This window comes from Leifsonia sp. PS1209 (genome assembly GCF_012317045.1).
Classification (GTDB): Bacteria; Actinomycetota; Actinomycetes; order Actinomycetales; family Microbacteriaceae; genus Leifsonia.
In genome coordinates this window covers 3,909,424-3,924,516 of sequence record NZ_CP051154.1, presented here as the reverse complement: position 1 = coordinate 3,924,516, position 15,093 = coordinate 3,909,424, and the positions used below count along the sequence as shown (strand labels likewise).

Sequence of the window (15,093 nt, the reverse complement as noted above, 5' to 3'; positions counted from 1 at the left end):
GGCGTCGCGTGTGCCGCGCGTTTCGCCCCGTTGAAGCTCCAGAGCAGCGCTGCTCTCTCGTCCCAGATCAATAATCGTCACCTAACAGGTCTCAAACATCCCATCAACACATAATTGATACCCATTGCTATGTCAGCTGTGCACCCACGCCACTTGGTGACCCCGACAGCGGCAATTCCTTCGAGTTACGTAACGATGAGCCAGCTGCACTCGCCGTGACTACTCTCCCGCGGGCTCGGCGTCATCCACGGGTTTCAGCGCCGACGTGGCCGGACCCTCGAGCACGGTGCCGTCCGGTGCGAAGCGGGAGCCGTGCAGCGGGCAGTCCCAGGACAGTTCGGCGTCGTTCCAGCGCACGACGCCGCCGAGGTGGGTGCACACGGCGGAGAGGGCGCAGGTGACGCCGTCCACCGTCGAGACGGCGACGGGCGAAGCACCCCGGCGGCCGACCACGCCCGTCCCCTCAGCGGGCGGGGGAGCATCCACCGGGAGCTGTCCTCCCGTCTCCGCTTCTGCCCACTGGGTGACCGCCGCCTTGCCGACCCCCGCGTTGAAGACGGCGCCGGTGGCGATGTCGATCGGGTGGGTGACCCTGTGGTGCAGCACGCGGGCCCACTCGATGGTCTCGCCCGTGAGGTCTGCGGTGAGGCTGAGCGCGGCGGCGACGCCGTTCGTCATGCCCCACTTGTTGTATCCGGTCGCGAGGAACACGCGCCCGCGTCCGCGCGGCAGCCAGCCGACGAACGGCACCTGGTTGGCCGAGCGGTAGTCCTGCGCGGCCCACCAGTGCGTGCGCTCCGCTCCGGGGAAGGTCGTCTCCGTCCACGCCGTCAGGTCGGCGACGAGAGCCGCAGGAGACTCCGCGCGACCGGCGACATGCCCGTTGCCGCCGACGAGCAGCAGTTCGCCGTCCGGCGACCCCGCCGTGCGCAGCGACCTCGTCGGCTCGTCGGCCGAGAGGTACATCCCGCGCGGCAGTTCGCCGGGCACCCGGAACGCCGTGATGTACGAGCGCAGCGGTTCCGTCTTTGCGAAGTAGAGCCCGCGATCCAGGATGGGCGTTCCGCTCGCCAGCACCACGTTGCCGGCGCGCGTCGTGCCGGAGGTACTGGTCACCACCGCGGGTTCGCTCGCCGAGACGCCGGTCACCCGCTCCCCTTCGACGATCACGCCGCCGAGCGCCCGCACGTCGGCGGCGAGCGAGGCGAGCAGCGCCATCGGGTCCACCTGCGCCTGCGCGGGCAGCCGCAGTGCGGCCTCGACGGCGAAGGGCAGCTCGCAGCCGCGCTCCTCCGTCGCCGCCAGCCCGGCGACGCGGGCGGCGGAGAGTTCGGCGTCGAGCTTGTCGCGGCCATCCAGTGTCGTCGCGTACGTGTATGCGTCGCGCACGTCGTACGGGATGCTCCGCTCGTCCAGATAGTCGAGCAGCCAGCCTTGACCGGCGGTGTTGGCGTCCACGTACGCGCAGAGCACCTTGTCGGTGGTGTGGCGGCGGATCTGCGAGAGGGTCGTGCCCTGCAGCAGGCTGACCTTGCCGGTGGTGTTGCCGGTGGTCACAGCGCCGACGGTGCGCGCTTCGAGCACGGCGACGCGCATCCCGTGCCTGGCCAGCAGCAGGGCGGTGGTGAGACCGGTGAGTCCTGCGCCGACGATCACGCTGTCGTACTCGCCGCCGTCCACGAAGGGATCGGTGGGGATAGGGGCGGCGACGTCGCGCCAGAGCGAGATCATGTCGGGTGCGGTGTCGCTCAGTTCAGCGAGTCGAAGTCGAACCAGAAGGCGTCGTCGTCGTCCGACCCGCCGTCGCCGGGATCGCGCGGGATGGTTGCCGTCTCGATCCTGACTTTCGTCTGCGCCGTGATGAACACCTCGCTCGGCGGCCTGCTCGATTGGGTGATCTGGATGAAATCACCATCGGATCGACTCGCCTTGACGACGCTGCTCTTCAGCTCCTCCACGGGAGCGCGGTCGACGAAGGTGAACCGAAGGTCGTCGATGTAGACGTGGAACACCTGCATGCCCTCTCCCGTGTCCTTAGCTATCTCGTCGTGATAGTACGCGGCGTTTCCGGATGCGCCAGTGCATCGGGAGAACTTTCGGAAGCTGCCAGGAAACTGAGCATCAGAGATAGTCCAAGTCGAGGTCGTCCGACTCTTCCGTTCCCTTCGTGACGAACCCGGCCTTGGTGCCCAGCGCTGCCACCTTCTTCTCGAACGAGTCCACGAACTCCTCGTCCACGAACTCGTCCGTCCCCGGCAGGTGCTCCGCGAGCATCTGACTGGCCGGACCGAGCACGAGCAGCACCTCCGTGACCGCGCCGTCCTCTCCGACAGCAGGCACCGCCAGCTCCGCAGCCGTTCGATGCTCCGCCAGCGCAGCGGCATAACGCAAAATCACGTCGGCGATCGCGTCACCGGTCACTAAGGACCCGCTCGCGTAGTGGATGCGTTTCATAGACCATCCATACCGCCTGAGCCGGTCAGGTCAAGGTCTTGTGCGGATGCCCGCTTCGGGATTCTGTCGCGCGAGCTAGCATGACCACCGTGACAGACCCCCATCCCGATCCCGCCATCGTCGCCCGTCTCCGCGCGGCGGGATGCGTGTTCGCGGAGGACGAGGCGCGCCTCATCGCGGAGGCGGCCACGGACGCCGACCAGCTGGAAGACCTGGTCGCCAAGCGCGTCTCCGGCCTTCCGCTGGAACCGCTGATCGGCTGGGCGGAGTTCTGCGGCCTGCGCATCCGGGTCGCTCCCGGCGTCTTCGTGCCCAGGCACCGCACCGAGTTCCTGGTGGAGCAGGCGGTGGCACTCGCGGCTCCGGATGCGGTGGTGCTCGACCTGTGCTGCGGTGCCGGTGCGATCGGCGCTGCCATCGCATCCCGGGTGGGCGACGGCGTCGAGCTGGTCGCCTGCGACATCGAGCCGGCGGCCGTGCGCTCTGCGCGGGAGAACATCGAGCCGAGGGGCACGGTGTACGAGGGCGATCTGTTCAACGCTCTCCCCGCCTCCCTGCGCGGGCGGGTGGACGTGCTCGCGGTGAACGCGCCGTACGTCCCGACCGAAGCCATAGCATTGATGCCTCCGGAGGCGCGCCTCTATGAGCCGGCTGTAGCGCTCGACGGCGGCGCCGACGGGCTGGCGGTGCAGCGCCGCGTCGCGGCAGAGGCCGCCGCGTGGCTGGCTCCCGGCGGTTCGCTGCTGATCGAGACGAGCGGCGAGCAGGCGGCCCGGACGGCCGCGCTGTTCGAGGAGGCGGGGCTGCTGGTGCGCACGGTCGCATCGGACGAATACGACACGACCGTCGTGGTGGCCACCTCGTCCCGTTGATATCTAGCCGGGCTAGGGATATCGTGACCGGCATGTCGACCACCGCTGTCACCGACGCCGCCACCGCGACCCGCCCCGTCGCCGCCGACCGGGTGCGCCAGGTCGCCGTCGTCGTCGGCGCCGTCCTCGCCGTGATCGGCGCGTTCATCGGCTCCGGAGCGGCGGGAGGCACCCCCATCCAGAAGGCGGCGGGCGGAGCGCTCAGCGCCGACGCCACAATGCTCTCCCCGGCAGGCCCCGCCTTCTCGATCTGGTCGGTGATCTACCTCGGCCTCCTCGGCTACGCCATCTGGCAGGCGCTCCCGTCGCAGGCCGCCAAGACCCGCCAGCGCCGCATCGGATACTGGATGCTCGCCTCGCTGCTCCTCAACGCCGCCTGGATCCTGAGCGTGCAGTTCGGGATGCTCGCCCTCTCCGCGGTGCTCATCGCCGCGCTGCTCGTGGTGCTGATCGTGGCCTTCGTGCTGCTGCAGCGCATCCCGGGCGGAACGACGGCCGACGCGATCCTGTTCGACGGCACCACCGGCCTCTACCTCGGCTGGGTGATGGTCGCGACGGTCGCCAACGTCACCAGCCTGCTCGTCGCCGCCGGCTTCGACGGCTTCGGCTGGAGCCCGCACGCCTGGGGCATGGCGCTCGTGGTGGTCGCCGCCATCCTCGGCGCCGCCCTGGCGATCTGGGACCGAGGCAGGCTGGCTCCCGCCATCGCGAGCGCGTGGGGGCTCGCCTGGATCGGCGTGTCCCGGCTCACCGGCACGCTGGAGTCCGCGCCCGTCGCCATCACGGCCATCGCCGCTGCGGTCGTGCTGCTGATGATCGCCGTCGCGGTCCGGGTCTCGGGGCGCGGCCGCTCGGCCGCGGACCTCGGGTGACGCTCCCTAGATCTTGATCCAGCCGGCCGCGAGCGAGACGATCGCCGCGACAGCCAGCAACACGGCCAGGACGCAGAGCACCGCCTCGAACGGCCGGAACACCCGCAGGCCGCGTTCCCGCCGCGCCGCGACGAACAGCAGCGTGCCCGGAGCGTAGATGATGAACGTCAGCAGCAGGTAGCCAGGCCCCGCGGCGACGATCAGGAACAGTGTGTAGACGGTCGCGATGATCGCCACCGTCAGCCCGCGGCGGCTGCGTCCGCCCGGATCGTCGCCGGCCCGCGTCTCGAGCTTCAGCGCGTACCCGGCCGTCAGCACGTACGGGATGAGGGCGAGCGAGCTGCAGAGGCTCAGCATGAACTGGAACGCGTTCTCCGAGAACAGCGTCACGATCAGCAGCGCCTGCACCAGCAGGGTCGTCAGCACCAGCGCGGCCACCGGGACGCCGCGTCTGCTCACCGCCGCCAGGAACCGGGGAGCGTCCTCATTCTTCGCCGAGGTGAACAGCACCTCGGACGCCATCAGCGTCCAGGACAGGTATGCGCCGAGCACCGAGACCACGAGACCGACGCTGATCAGCGTGTACCCCCACGGCCCGACGATCACCTGCAGCACGCTCGCGACGGACGGCTCCCGCATCCCGCCGATCTCCGCCCGCGGAGCGACGCCGAACGACAGCACCGTGATGAGCACGAACAGGCACAGCACGCTGAGGAACCCGAGCAGCGTGGCGCGGCCGACGTCGCGGCGGCTCTTCGCGTAGCGGGAGTACACGGACGCGCCCTCGACGCCGAGGAACACGAAGACGGTCAGCAGCATCGTCTTCTGGATCTGCCCGAACAGCGACGACGCATCCGGGCTGCCCGTGCCCCACAGGTTGAGCGTGAAGGTATCCCAGTTGAAGCCGATGGCCACGACGATCACCAGGAAGATCACCAGCGGGACCACCTTGGCGACGGCCACGATGGTGTTGATGAACGCCGCCTGCGGCACCCCGCGCCGGATCAGCAGGAAGAACCCCCACACGCCCACCGTCGACACGGCCACGGCGAGCACGGTGTTCCCCGCCCCGAACGCCGGGAACAGGGCGCCGATGGTGGAGCCGATGAGCACCCAGTACGTGACGTTCCCGGCGCATCCACTCGCCCAGTAGCCGAACGCGGAGAAGAACCCGACGTAGTCGCCGAACCCGGCCTTGGCGTACGCGTAGATGCCGGAGTCGAGCGCCGGCTTCCGCACAGCCAGCCGCTGGAAGACGAACACGAGCGTGAGCATCCCGGCCCCGGCGATGGCCCACGCGACGATGGCGCCGATCGCGCCCGTCGCCCCGGCGAACGTCCCAGGCAGCGAGAACACGCCGGCCCCGACCATCGAGCCGACGACCATGCCGGCCAGGACGAGCACCGGAAGCTTGCGCGTTTGAGTCACGTGCAGACATTTTACGTTTCTTTCGCGGCGCCCGCCGCCGCCGCTTCCGCCCGATCCCCACCGCCTCGCCCCCACCGCCCCCACCCCACCGCCCCGCTGCCGCCCGAGCGGAACATTCGGCGCTCACGACCGCGAACTCCGTTCAAGCGGAGAATTCGGCGGCGAGTCGGCCGGGAACTCCGGTCGAACGCGCGCCGCGCGCAACGCAGGAGTAGCCGGCCGACACGCCGCGCTGATCCCCGTCCGGACGGAGCTCGCGGTCGCGAGCGCGCAGATTTCCGCGTGAGCGGAGAACTGGTGTGGGTGTGGGTGGCAGCCGCGAGGCAACGGACGGCAACGGCCGTATGGTGGAGGGATGGGCGGAGTGGTGATCGGGTTCGCGATCATCGCGTTCGTGATCGCCGTCGGCTACGTGGCAGGGCGGCTGGGCATCGGCGGACCGCAGGCGTCGTTCGTCCTCAACAGGATCGCGTTCTTCGTCACCAACCCCGCGCTGCTGTTCGTCACCCTGGCCAGGGCAGACCTGCACGTCGTGTTCTCCGCGCAGCTGCTCATCTCCGGGGTCGCCGCCATCTCCGCTGCCGGATTGTTCGTGCTGCTCTCGCGCCTCTTCTTCCGGCGAGGGGCGGCAGAGACCACCATCGGCGCGCTCGGAGCCGGGTACGTCAACGCCAACAACATCGGCCTGCCCGTGGCCGTCTACGTGCTAGGCAGTGCGACATACGTCGCTCCGGTGCTGCTGCTGCAGCTGATCGTGTTCGCGCCGATCGCCCTCACCGTGCTCGACATCACCTCGCGCTCGTCGGTGTCCGTGCGCTCCATCCTCACGCAGCCGGTCCGCAACCCGATGATCATCGCCTCGGTGCTCGGCATCCTGATCAACCTCAGCGGCCTCCGGTTGCCGGATGCGGTGTTCCAGCCGTTCGTGCTGCTCGGCGGGGCCGCAGTGCCCCTGGTGCTGATGGCGTTCGGGATGTCGCTGCACGGCTCACGCCCGCTGCGCGCCGACCACGGCAGGATCGAGATCATCACCGCCTCCGTCATCAAGGCGGCGGTCATGCCGCTGATCGCGTTCCTGGTCGCCTGGCTCGGGTTCGGGATGCACGGGCACGCGCTGTTCGCTGCCGTCGCGCTCGCCGCACTGCCCGCCGCCCAGAACGTCTACAACTTCGCCGCCCGCTACGAGCGCGGGATGACCGTGGCGCGGGATGTGGTGCTGCTCACGACGCTGTTCGCGGTGCCCGCCCTCCTGCTGATCGCGGCGCTGCTGGCGTAGCTGCGCCGCTACGCGCTCCGCGCCGCGTCAGCCGCGGTCGAGCGAGTGCAGGTACTCCGCGTTGCCGCGGATCGCCGCCTCGTAGCGCAGCAGGTCCTCCGTCCGGATGTGGTCGACCGCCAGCTCCATCAGCTCGGCCACCGCCGCGTCGCTGCGCCCGGCCGCGTGCAGAGAGAGCGCGTGCCACATCCGCACCGACTCCGACTTCGGATACAGGGCGAGCGCCTGCTCGAGGGCGGCGAGCGACTCGTCGAACCTGCCCAGGTTCCGCAGCGTGCTTCCGTACTGCAGCAGGCAGCGGCGGAGCGTGTCCCCGGTGAGCCCGGCATCCATCGCCTGCTCGTAGTAGCCGAGCGCCGTCTCCTCCTCGCCGGCGGTGTCGTACGAGCCGCCGACGTCGTACAGCACGTACGCGTTGCCTGGGTTCTCGGCGAGCACCTCCAGGAAGGCGTCGATGGTCGGCTGCATGTTCTGCCTGTCCCGCTTGTCGAAGATGTCGCGCAGCTGCTGTTCGAGGCGCGGGGTGACGTGGGCGACCATGCTCTTCCTGTTCCTGTCGGGGTGAGGCCACCATACGTCGAAATCCGGCCGTCCCGTTCGACGCAGTACCGTAACGTCACCCTTCAGGAGGCACGGAATGCGCTACTTGTTTCTGATCACCACCGCGCTCGACGGCGAACCGTACCGCGAGAGCGAGGACACCATCGCCGACTGGATCGCCGAGGTGGATGCGCGCGGCAGGGAGCCGGACGGCGACCGCCTGCGCCCCATCGAGGAGGCGAAGACCGTCCGCGTACGCGGCGGCAGGCTCCACGTGACGGACGGCCCGTTCGCCGAGACCAAGGAGTGGGTGGCCGGCTACGACGTCATCGACTGCGACTCGATGGACGACGCCGTCGACCTGGCATCGCGGCACCCGATGGCGCGGTTCGGCCGCATCGAGGTGCGGGAGCTCTGGCCGCTGGGCTGAGTGTTCGGCGGGCTGGACTCTCGGCCTGATGAGTATTCTCGTTGCGTGGAGCAGACGAGCGGGGACGACGCAGCGGTGACGCTCATCCGGTCGACGCTCGCCGAGGCGGTGCGACGACTGGATGCGGCGGGCGCGCGCGACGAGGCGCTGGCCGAGTTCGTGCCGCGACACCGGAAGCTGCTCGTCACCCGGGAGCCTGTGCTGCGGCCGGTGGGCAGGGTGTGGCGGCTGGGCGTGCTGCTGCTCGACAGGCAGGGCGTGCTGCGCGCGACAGGGGCGATCATCCGCGCCACCGCACCCGGCCGTCCCGCGTACCAGTCGCAGTCCGCCGAGACCAGGCGCGCGTACCGGGCAGCGGCGCAACGCGGGCACATCCCGGACGGAGAGACCGTCAACTACGACGCGGCGATCATCGACCTGGATGCGGCGAGCCTGCGCGCATCCACCGGCCCCCTGTTCGTGCGCGACGGACGCGCCCTCGTGCGCTGGAACGCGACGACACCGGATGCCGATGCCGTCGCGTTCGAGGCATACGTCGCCGAGCGGGTCGGCCTGCTGACGGACCCGCCGCAGGGCGCCTGAGCCCTCAGTGCGCCTACGCCCCGCTGGGGCTCGTGCTGCCCGTGCTGGAGCTGCTGCTCTTGCCGGTGATGTCGTCGAGCTTGCCGCTGGCCTTGTCGACCAGGTCGCTCGCGCGGTCGCCGAGTTCGGACGCCGCCTTGCCTGCGAGGTCGCGGACGTCGCCCTTCACCTGCTGAACAGGGTCGGAGTGCGTGAACCCGCTGACCTGACGCTTGATGGTGTCGTAGGTCTTGCGCCCTGACCGGGACCCGAGCACGAAGCCAACGGCCGCGCCTGCCAGGAAAATGATTACCTTCATCGTCGTCCTCTCCGTGGTGGTTGTTCCACGCACCGTACGCGCCCCGCCGTCGATGGGAAGGGGGCACGGTGCCAGAATGGCTGCGTGACGGAGCCGTCGAGCGTCCGGCCCTCCGAGGGTGGCTCGCGCACCGCAGAGGTGCGTGCGTTCGAGCACGCCGTGTCGGCGTGGGCGGCCGGCGTCGCGCCCCCTCCCGTCGCGCCCTCTCCCGGTGGCGGCGGCGGTATCGACACCGCCATCCTGGTCGAGGGTGCGAGTGACCGTGCAGCGGTCGAGGCGCTCGCCGAACTGCACGGCAGGGAGCTGCCGGGCGAGGGCTGGGCGGTGCTTCCGATGGGTGGTGCGATGAGCATCCGGAGGTTCGTGGCCATGCTCGGACCGAACGGGATGGGCGTGGCGCTCCGCGGCCTGTGCGACGCCGGCGAGGTGCGGTTCTTCCACTGGGCGGGGATGCGCGCCTCCGACATCCACGTCTGCCACCCCGACCTGGAGGGCGAACTGATCGGCGCCCTCGGCGTCCGCGGCGTCGAGGAGGTGCTGGCCCGCGAGGGCGATCTGCGCCTGTTCCGGATGTTCCAGCAGCAGCCAGCGCAGCGCCTCCGGCCGGTGGAGCAGCAGCTGCACCGGTTCCTCGGCACGACGTCGGGACGCAAGGAGCACTACGGGCGTGCCCTCGTGCTGGCGCTCCCGGCGGAGCGGGTGCCGGGGCCGCTGCAGGCGCTGCTCGCGCGCGAGTGACCCGGGCGCACTCGCCACGCACGCTCTGCATCGAGGTCATCTGCCATCATGCTGGGTTACGAGAACTCCGGTCGCCGGTCGGGGCGCATGGAAGACGAGGTGGCAGGTGATCGGTCACGTGATCGTTCCCGGTATCGGGGGCTCTGACGCAACGCACTGGCAGACGCGATGGCAGCAGCAGTGGGGTGCTGATGCGGTCCGCATCGAGCCGGTGTCGTGGTCGCATCCGGAGCTCGGTGACTGGGTCGCCGCGATCGAGCGAGCCGTGCGCGCCATCGAGCCGCGGGTCGACGGCATAGTGCTGGTCGCGCACAGCCTCGGCTGCTGGGCAGTGTCCGAGTGGCTGCGCCATGCACCCGTCGAGCGGCCGGTCGGGGCGTTCTTCGTTGCGCCGCCGGATCCGGCGGGCGAGGCGTTCCCGGCTCGGGATGCTCCGACCTTCGTCTCTCTGCGAGAGCACCGGCTGCCGTGTGCGAGCGTGGTCGTCGCGAGTGCGGACGACCCGTACTGCGACCGCCGGAAGGCCGAGGGGCTGGCGGACGGCTGGGGGAGTGGCCTCCTCGTGGCGGGCAGCACCGGGCACATCAACTCCGCCAGCGGGCTCGGAGACTGGGCGACCGGCAAGGACGCCCTCGATCGCCTCGAATCCCGACTTGCCGAGTCCGCCAGCACGTGATCCGGGGCGGTCACGCGGTCAGCGCGTGCGCCTCCCGCGTCGCCTCGACCGTGCTTTCCTGCCGGATCGAGAACGCGTTGTCGTCGCGCACGAGCAGCAGCTCGACGCCGTGCTGGTGGCGCAGCACGACGAGTGCCGAGCTGTCCGTTTCGAGCACGCGCTCGACCTGGCGCAGGAAGATGCGCGCCATCTCGTCGCTCACGCGGAAGTCGCGGCCGAGAGCGTGCACGATGTAGCAGGGCGCGGCTGCCGGGCGCGCCTCGAGGTGGGTCTCCGCGCGGAAGCGGTCGCACGCGCGCTGGTCTGCGTGGGAAATCGTCATGGGTCCTCCGTCGACGTCGGATCACGAACGGTAGGCCGTTCCCCGCGGGGGTATAGGGGTTGCGCGCGGACCGTACTCATGCATCCGGTGGCGGGAGCGCGCATCCGGTGGCGGGAGCAGAATAGGCCCATGAAGACTTTCACCCTTCCGAACACCACCGTCGAAACCTCGAACATCATCCTCGGCCTGATGCGGATCACCCCGCTCGACGACGAACAGATCCGCAGCCTGGTGCGGTCGGCCAGGGATGCGGGGATCACCATGTTCGACCATGCCGACATCTACGGCGATGTGCGGCACAGCTGCGAGACGCGGTTCGGGGACGCGGGGGCCATTCCGGCGTCCGAGCGCGACCAGGTGCAGATCCAGTCGAAGGTGGGCATCAGGGACGGCTACTTCGACTTCTCCCGCGAGCACATCCTGACCACCGTCGACGAGTCCCTCTCCGCCCTCAAGACCGACTACCTCGACCTGCTGCTCCTGCACCGCCCGGACACGCTGGTGGAGCCGGACGAGGTCGCCGCCGCCTTCGACGAGCTGTTCGAGTCCGGCAAGGTCCGCAATTTCGGCGTCTCCAACCAGACCCCCGGCCAGATCGACCTGCTCAAGCGCTCTGTGCGCCAGCCGATCGTGGTCAACCAGGTGCAGCTCAGCATCACCCACTCCCCGCTGATCGCCCAGGGCATCGCCGCCAACATGGCCGCCCTCGACCAGTCCATCGACCGCGACAACGGCATCCTCGACTACAGCCGCCTCAACGACATCACCCTGCAGGCCTGGTCGCCGTTCCAGAAGGGCTTCTTCGACGGCGTCTTCCTCGGCGACCGCGAGAACTACGCCGAACTGAACGAGGTGATCGACGGGCTCGCGGCGAAGTACGACGTGCAGCCCGCCGCCATCGCCGTCGCCTGGATCACCAGGCACCCCGCGAACATGCAGGTCGTGCTCGGCACCACGAACGTGCACCACCTGCTCGACTCCGCAGCGGGAAGCGACGTGCCGCTCACCCGCGAGGAGTGGTACCGCCTGTTCACGACGGCGGGACACATCCTGCCGTAGGGGCGGGCTGCCGTAGCGGGCGGCCGTAGCGCTGGCCGGTCGTAGCGGACGGGCTGCCGCGGCGGGCGCGCATCCACTCGCCACGCGCGCATGAGCGGGTCAGCGTGTCGCCAAGCATCCACTCGCAACGCATGCATTCGCGGGCTACCGTCGGAGGGTGCAGGTCGATTCGCTTCCGGCGCCGCTGCGCGATCTCGCGTCGCGGCTGTGGTTGTGGCGCGTCGCCTCCGCACGGTCGCGCACCATCCGGCCGATGGATGCACCGCAGGCGTACGCCTCTGGGCGCGACAGCATCCGGATGCTCGTCGTCGGTTCCGGCCCGGCCGCCGGCTGGGGAGTGGGCAGTCACGACCTCGCGCTGCCCGGCGCCCTCGCCCGCGCGATGGCTGCGACCACCGGGCGGGGCGTCGTCGTCGACGTGCTCGCCGGCGCGGACATCGGCGTGCGCACGCTGCGGTCGACGCTCGCAGACGCCGACCTGTCCCGGTATGCGGCGATCGTCGTCAGTGTGACCATGACGGACGCGCTGCACCGTGCGGACCCCGTGCGCTGGGAGAGCAGGATGCGGGCGGCGCTCGACCACATCCGGTCGCGGTCGCAGGGTGTCGTGGTGTGGCTCGGGAGTCAGCCGATCCGTTCGGTGCGGCCGTACGACAACGAGTACGGCGACATCGTGCAGCGGTCGGCGACCGAGCTGAACAGGCGGGCGGCCGCGGTGTGCGCCGACACCGACCTGGCCGTGTTCGTCCCGCTGGCCGCGCCGCCGCACAACGACAGCGCCCGCCACCGCACCCCGGCCGACTACCTGTTCTGGGCGCGGCAGATCGCCGACGTGATCGCCCCGGACGTCGCCGACGTGATCAGCACCGTCCCGCCGGCGCCCGCGGAGGACAGGGTGGACGCCATCGCGAGGCTGCGGCTCCACGAACGGGGCCCGGATGCGCGCCTCGACGGGATCGTCGGCACCGCCCGCCGCACCCTGCAGTCGGACATCGCACTGTTCTCGGTGCTCGACGACGAGAAGCAGTGGCATCTGGCGTCGAGCGGCACGCAACTGACCGAGTTCCCGCTGGAGGAGTCGGTGTGCGTGTACACGATCGCCACCGACGACGGCATGGTCATCCCGAACGCGGAAGACGACCCGCGGTTCGCGGAGAACGACATGGTGACCGGGCCCGCGCACCTGCGCTTCTACGCCGGATATCCGGTGGAGGCGCCGGACGGGACGCGCATCGGCGCGATCTGCGTCTTCGGCCGGACGGCGAGGGACCCTGCGGAGTCGGAGACGGATCTCGACGTGCTCCGCGAGCTTGCACTGCTCGCCCAGCGCGAGCTGTGGCGCTGGGAGCCGGGCGAGCAGTAGGCGGCGGGAAGGACGGCTGAGCCGTCCCGCCCCCGCCCGAAGTGCGAAACCCTAGAGGGCGCGGATGTTCTCCGCCTGCGGGCCCTTGGGGCCGTTCGCGGTGTCGAACTCGACCTTCTGGTTCTCTTCGAGGTTGCGGTGTCCGGCGTTGCCGCCGACGATCGCGCTGTGGTGCGCGAAGACATCCTTCGTGCCGTCATCGGGCGCGATGAACCCGAATCCCTTTTCGGAGTTGAACCATTTGACGGTGCCGGTGGCCATATCGTCATTCCCTTTTATTCGTGTTGCGGGCCACGCGATGCGACCCGTCGACCGCGCCAGTGACGCGGACGGTGGATGCGCGAACCGTGTCGACGGTGCGCGCGAGCTGAGCTGCCCTGGATGCGGTCGGCGGCGGCGATGCCGGGCGAGCGCTGGTGGGCTGAAGTGTGCGGTGAATGTCCGTTCGGCAGCGGATCGCTGCGAAGAAACGGCCAGAAGAACGCCGGACGCTGCCTGAGAGCTTAGCGCCCCTTGGTGAGAGCCTGCCGTACGCGGTCGAGCGAGCCGCCGAGAGCGGCATGAGGGGAAAAACGATTCTAGCATTTAACGTAATGGATTTAGCGTATCGAGCTACTGTAGGCGGCACGCCGTGTTACCGGGCCGGCTGTCGTGCTGTGTACTGCTGCGGTGATCGGCGGGTGGGCGCAGGCGAACGTCGCGCGGAACACCTGCCAGTGCTTCGGAACCCGCTGGGCGAGCTATCCGATTCCGAACAACTTCCACAATGTGTATGTTCATTGCTACGCCTAGAGGACGGTGAATTCGATGGCCATCGACGAATCGAAGCGGTCGGGGGACCCGTTCCGCAACGCGGTCAGGACGGGTGTGTTCGCGTGGATCTACTGGCTCCTGACCGCTGCGGCGATGATCGCGGCTGTTGCCGCCGTGTTCGGCGACACGCACCAGCGGATCGTCACAGGCGCGATCGCCTTCCCGGTGATCGTCGCCCTCGCGATTGCGCGATTCATCGTGGCCGCGAGGATTCGGTGGCAGCGGTAGGGCCGGCTAGCGCCCCGTGGTGAGAGCCTGCCGCACGCGGTCGAGCGAACCGCCGAGAAACGGACTCGATGAGCAGTTGCTGTGTTGCCGCCGCGTCATTCATCGAGGCGCGCCACCGAGGCACCGGGGATGAGGTGCGCTTCGAGGTACTCGATCCTCGGTTCGGGGCGCTCGTCCGGCGACTCGATGTGGTCGGCGATCAGGCGGGCGGCGTGCTTGGCGATCTTGCGGGTCGGTTGCACGATGACCGTCAGTTTCGGCACGAGCGCCTGTGCGAGCTCCCGGCTGTCGAATCCGACCACCGAGATGTCACGGCCGATGCGTAACCCCGAGTCGTTCACAGCGGTCACGGCGCCCAGGGTGAGCTCGTAGTTCGCAGTGAAAAGCCCGGTGGGGCGCGGCCGCAGGGCGAGCAACTCCTGAGCGGCGCGATAGCCCGCTTCGACTGTGAGCGGTACGAGACGTTCCAGTGAGAGGTCAACCTGCACCCCGTCGGAAGCCAGCGCGCGCTCGAACCCTTCGGTGCGCAGGCGCATGGAGGAGATGATCGGCTCGCCGCCGACGAATCCGATCCGGCGGTGACCGTGATCGAGGAGATGCCGGGCCCCGAGTGCTCCAGCCGCTGCATTGTCGATGAAGACTCCGTCGGCGTGCACGTCGTCGATGAACCAGTCGACCATCACGACCGGAACGCGCGCAGCCGCGGCGCGCAGGGCGGGCACGTCGTGAGGCGGGGTGACCGCGACGATTCCGTCCACCATGCGGTCCATCAGCAGGTTGACGGGATCTTCGCTCGGATCCGGGCTGGCTGCCACGATGACGCTGATCCCACGTGGGCGGAGAGCTTCCTCCACCCCGGCGATGATCGTCAGGTGGAAGTCGTTGTCTAGCGCCGGCAGCAGCACCCCGACCGTGCGCGACCGCCGCGAACGCAGCGTGCGAGCGAACTGGTTCGGCCGGAAGTCGAGTTCGCGGGCCGCCGTCTCGATCGCTTCGCGATTGGCTTCCAGAACGTTTCGCCCGTTGTAGTACTTGGAGATCGTGGCGAGCGAGAGCCCTGTGGCCCGCTGGATGTCCTTGTATGTCGTCACAGCCCCGTCTTTCCTGGTGTCTCCGTCCAACACCCCTCACGGTCGCCGATG

19 protein-coding genes are annotated in these 15,093 nt (G+C 69.4%); 10 read left to right on the top strand and 9 right to left on the bottom strand.

Annotated elements, in window-relative coordinates; translation table 11 throughout:
* Nucleotides 1-219 precede the first annotated feature (219 nt).
* The 3 genes from HF024_RS18800 to HF024_RS18790 all read right to left on the bottom strand — a co-directional run bounded on the left by HF024_RS18800 (nt 220) and on the right by HF024_RS18790 (nt 2,454).
* Nucleotides 220-1,731, bottom strand: coding sequence for an FAD-dependent oxidoreductase (locus tag HF024_RS18800; protein ID WP_168690615.1), 1,512 nt, complete (start codon nt 1,729-1,731; stop codon nt 220-222).
* 17 nt (nt 1,732-1,748) lie between these two features.
* The gene (locus HF024_RS18795; RefSeq protein ID WP_168690614.1) at nt 1,749-2,018 is read right to left on the bottom strand and encodes a hypothetical protein; all 270 of its coding nucleotides are present in this window, start codon (nt 2,016-2,018) and stop codon (nt 1,749-1,751) included.
* 103 nt (nt 2,019-2,121) lie between these two features.
* Nucleotides 2,122-2,454 carry a hypothetical protein gene (locus HF024_RS18790; RefSeq protein ID WP_168690613.1) on the bottom strand — a complete coding sequence of 111 codons (333 nt, stop codon included), beginning with the start codon at nt 2,452-2,454 and terminating at the stop codon, nt 2,122-2,124.
* Nucleotides 2,455-2,543: 89 nt separating this feature from the next.
* On the opposite strand from HF024_RS18790, the gene HF024_RS18785 reads away from it, so the two are divergent.
* Nucleotides 2,544-3,326: a putative protein N(5)-glutamine methyltransferase gene (locus tag HF024_RS18785; protein WP_247597204.1), complete on the top strand. Its 783-nt coding sequence runs from the start codon at nt 2,544-2,546 to the stop codon at nt 3,324-3,326.
* A 32-nt stretch (nt 3,327-3,358) separates the two neighbouring features.
* Nucleotides 3,359-4,198 (top strand): TspO/MBR family protein, encoded by an 840-nt coding sequence (locus tag HF024_RS18780; RefSeq protein WP_168690611.1) that lies wholly within the window; start codon nt 3,359-3,361, stop codon nt 4,196-4,198.
* A gap of 6 nt (nt 4,199-4,204) precedes the next feature.
* On the opposite strand, the gene HF024_RS18775 is transcribed toward HF024_RS18780, so the two are convergent.
* Nucleotides 4,205-5,626, bottom strand: a complete 1,422-nt coding sequence (locus HF024_RS18775) for a basic amino acid/polyamine antiporter (protein ID WP_168690610.1) — start codon at nt 5,624-5,626, stop codon at nt 4,205-4,207.
* A gap of 355 nt (nt 5,627-5,981) precedes the next feature.
* On the opposite strand from HF024_RS18775, the gene HF024_RS18770 reads away from it, so the two are divergent.
* The gene (locus HF024_RS18770) at nt 5,982-6,902 is read left to right on the top strand and encodes an AEC family transporter (protein ID WP_085368385.1); all 921 of its coding nucleotides are present in this window, start codon (nt 5,982-5,984) and stop codon (nt 6,900-6,902) included.
* 27 nt (nt 6,903-6,929) lie between these two features.
* Here the strand turns inward: HF024_RS18770 and HF024_RS18765 are convergent, their stop codons facing one another.
* Nucleotides 6,930-7,442 (bottom strand): tetratricopeptide repeat protein, encoded by a 513-nt coding sequence (locus HF024_RS18765; protein ID WP_168690609.1) that lies wholly within the window; start codon nt 7,440-7,442, stop codon nt 6,930-6,932.
* Nucleotides 7,443-7,539: 97 nt separating this feature from the next.
* On the opposite strand from HF024_RS18765, the gene HF024_RS18760 reads away from it, so the two are divergent.
* Together HF024_RS18760 and HF024_RS18755 are read left to right on the top strand one after the other, a co-directional pair.
* Nucleotides 7,540-7,872 (top strand): YciI family protein, encoded by a 333-nt coding sequence (locus HF024_RS18760; protein WP_168690608.1) that lies wholly within the window; start codon nt 7,540-7,542, stop codon nt 7,870-7,872.
* A 45-nt stretch (nt 7,873-7,917) separates the two neighbouring features.
* Nucleotides 7,918-8,454 (top strand): hypothetical protein, encoded by a 537-nt coding sequence (locus HF024_RS18755; RefSeq protein WP_168690607.1) that lies wholly within the window; start codon nt 7,918-7,920, stop codon nt 8,452-8,454.
* Between the two features lie 13 nt (nt 8,455-8,467).
* On the opposite strand, the gene HF024_RS18750 is transcribed toward HF024_RS18755, so the two are convergent.
* Nucleotides 8,468-8,752, bottom strand: a complete 285-nt coding sequence (locus HF024_RS18750) for a YtxH domain-containing protein (RefSeq protein WP_085368381.1) — start codon at nt 8,750-8,752, stop codon at nt 8,468-8,470.
* An 84-nt stretch (nt 8,753-8,836) separates the two neighbouring features.
* Between HF024_RS18750 and HF024_RS18745 the strand changes: the two genes are divergently transcribed.
* Both HF024_RS18745 and HF024_RS18740 read left to right on the top strand, forming a co-directional pair.
* Nucleotides 8,837-9,490, top strand: a complete 654-nt coding sequence (locus HF024_RS18745) for a TOPRIM nucleotidyl transferase/hydrolase domain-containing protein (protein WP_247597203.1) — start codon at nt 8,837-8,839, stop codon at nt 9,488-9,490.
* 106 nt (nt 9,491-9,596) lie between these two features.
* Nucleotides 9,597-10,166: an alpha/beta hydrolase gene (locus HF024_RS18740; RefSeq protein ID WP_168690606.1), complete on the top strand. Its 570-nt coding sequence runs from the start codon at nt 9,597-9,599 to the stop codon at nt 10,164-10,166.
* A 10-nt stretch (nt 10,167-10,176) separates the two neighbouring features.
* On the opposite strand, the gene HF024_RS18735 is transcribed toward HF024_RS18740, so the two are convergent.
* A complete protein-coding gene (locus HF024_RS18735; protein WP_085368379.1) occupies nt 10,177-10,488 on the bottom strand; it encodes a TetR family transcriptional regulator in 312 nt (103 codons plus the stop codon).
* Nucleotides 10,489-10,617: 129 nt separating this feature from the next.
* On the opposite strand from HF024_RS18735, the gene HF024_RS18730 reads away from it, so the two are divergent.
* A complete protein-coding gene (locus HF024_RS18730; RefSeq protein ID WP_168690605.1) occupies nt 10,618-11,547 on the top strand; it encodes an aldo/keto reductase in 930 nt (309 codons plus the stop codon).
* 157 nt (nt 11,548-11,704) lie between these two features.
* Nucleotides 11,705-12,910, top strand: coding sequence for a GDSL-type esterase/lipase family protein (locus HF024_RS18725; RefSeq protein ID WP_247597202.1), 1,206 nt, complete (start codon nt 11,705-11,707; stop codon nt 12,908-12,910).
* A gap of 51 nt (nt 12,911-12,961) precedes the next feature.
* On the opposite strand, the gene HF024_RS18720 is transcribed toward HF024_RS18725, so the two are convergent.
* Complete coding sequence (locus tag HF024_RS18720) at nt 12,962-13,171, bottom strand: cold-shock protein (RefSeq protein WP_085368377.1); 210 nt, start codon at nt 13,169-13,171, stop codon at nt 12,962-12,964.
* Between the two features lie 546 nt (nt 13,172-13,717).
* On the opposite strand from HF024_RS18720, the gene HF024_RS18715 reads away from it, so the two are divergent.
* Entirely contained in the window at nt 13,718-13,951 is a 234-nt protein-coding gene (locus HF024_RS18715; RefSeq protein WP_168690604.1) for a hypothetical protein, read from the top strand.
* 95 nt (nt 13,952-14,046) lie between these two features.
* Here HF024_RS18715 and HF024_RS18710 read toward each other — a convergent pair whose 3' ends face one another.
* Nucleotides 14,047-15,042 (bottom strand): LacI family DNA-binding transcriptional regulator, encoded by a 996-nt coding sequence (locus tag HF024_RS18710; RefSeq protein ID WP_168690603.1) that lies wholly within the window; start codon nt 15,040-15,042, stop codon nt 14,047-14,049.
* Nucleotides 15,043-15,093: the final 51 nt, after the last annotated feature.

Coding starts and splice junctions, on each gene's coding strand:
- HF024_RS18800 (WP_168690615.1), bottom strand. CDS start 1,731: ATGATCTCGCTCTGGCGCGACGTCGCCGCCCCTATCCCCACCGATCCC.
- HF024_RS18795 (WP_168690614.1), bottom strand. CDS start 2,018: ATGCAGGTGTTCCACGTCTACATCGACGACCTTCGGTTCACCTTCGTC.
- HF024_RS18790 (WP_168690613.1), bottom strand. CDS start 2,454: ATGAAACGCATCCACTACGCGAGCGGGTCCTTAGTGACCGGTGACGCG.
- HF024_RS18780 (WP_168690611.1), top strand. CDS start 3,359: ATGTCGACCACCGCTGTCACCGACGCCGCCACCGCGACCCGCCCCGTC.
- HF024_RS18770 (WP_085368385.1), top strand. CDS start 5,982: ATGGGCGGAGTGGTGATCGGGTTCGCGATCATCGCGTTCGTGATCGCC.
- HF024_RS18765 (WP_168690609.1), bottom strand. CDS start 7,442: ATGGTCGCCCACGTCACCCCGCGCCTCGAACAGCAGCTGCGCGACATC.
- HF024_RS18760 (WP_168690608.1), top strand. CDS start 7,540: ATGCGCTACTTGTTTCTGATCACCACCGCGCTCGACGGCGAACCGTAC.
- HF024_RS18750 (WP_085368381.1), bottom strand. CDS start 8,752: ATGAAGGTAATCATTTTCCTGGCAGGCGCGGCCGTTGGCTTCGTGCTC.
- HF024_RS18735 (WP_085368379.1), bottom strand. CDS start 10,488: ATGACGATTTCCCACGCAGACCAGCGCGCGTGCGACCGCTTCCGCGCG.
- HF024_RS18730 (WP_168690605.1), top strand. CDS start 10,618: ATGAAGACTTTCACCCTTCCGAACACCACCGTCGAAACCTCGAACATC.
- HF024_RS18720 (WP_085368377.1), bottom strand. CDS start 13,171: ATGGCCACCGGCACCGTCAAATGGTTCAACTCCGAAAAGGGATTCGGG.
- HF024_RS18715 (WP_168690604.1), top strand. CDS start 13,718: ATGGCCATCGACGAATCGAAGCGGTCGGGGGACCCGTTCCGCAACGCG.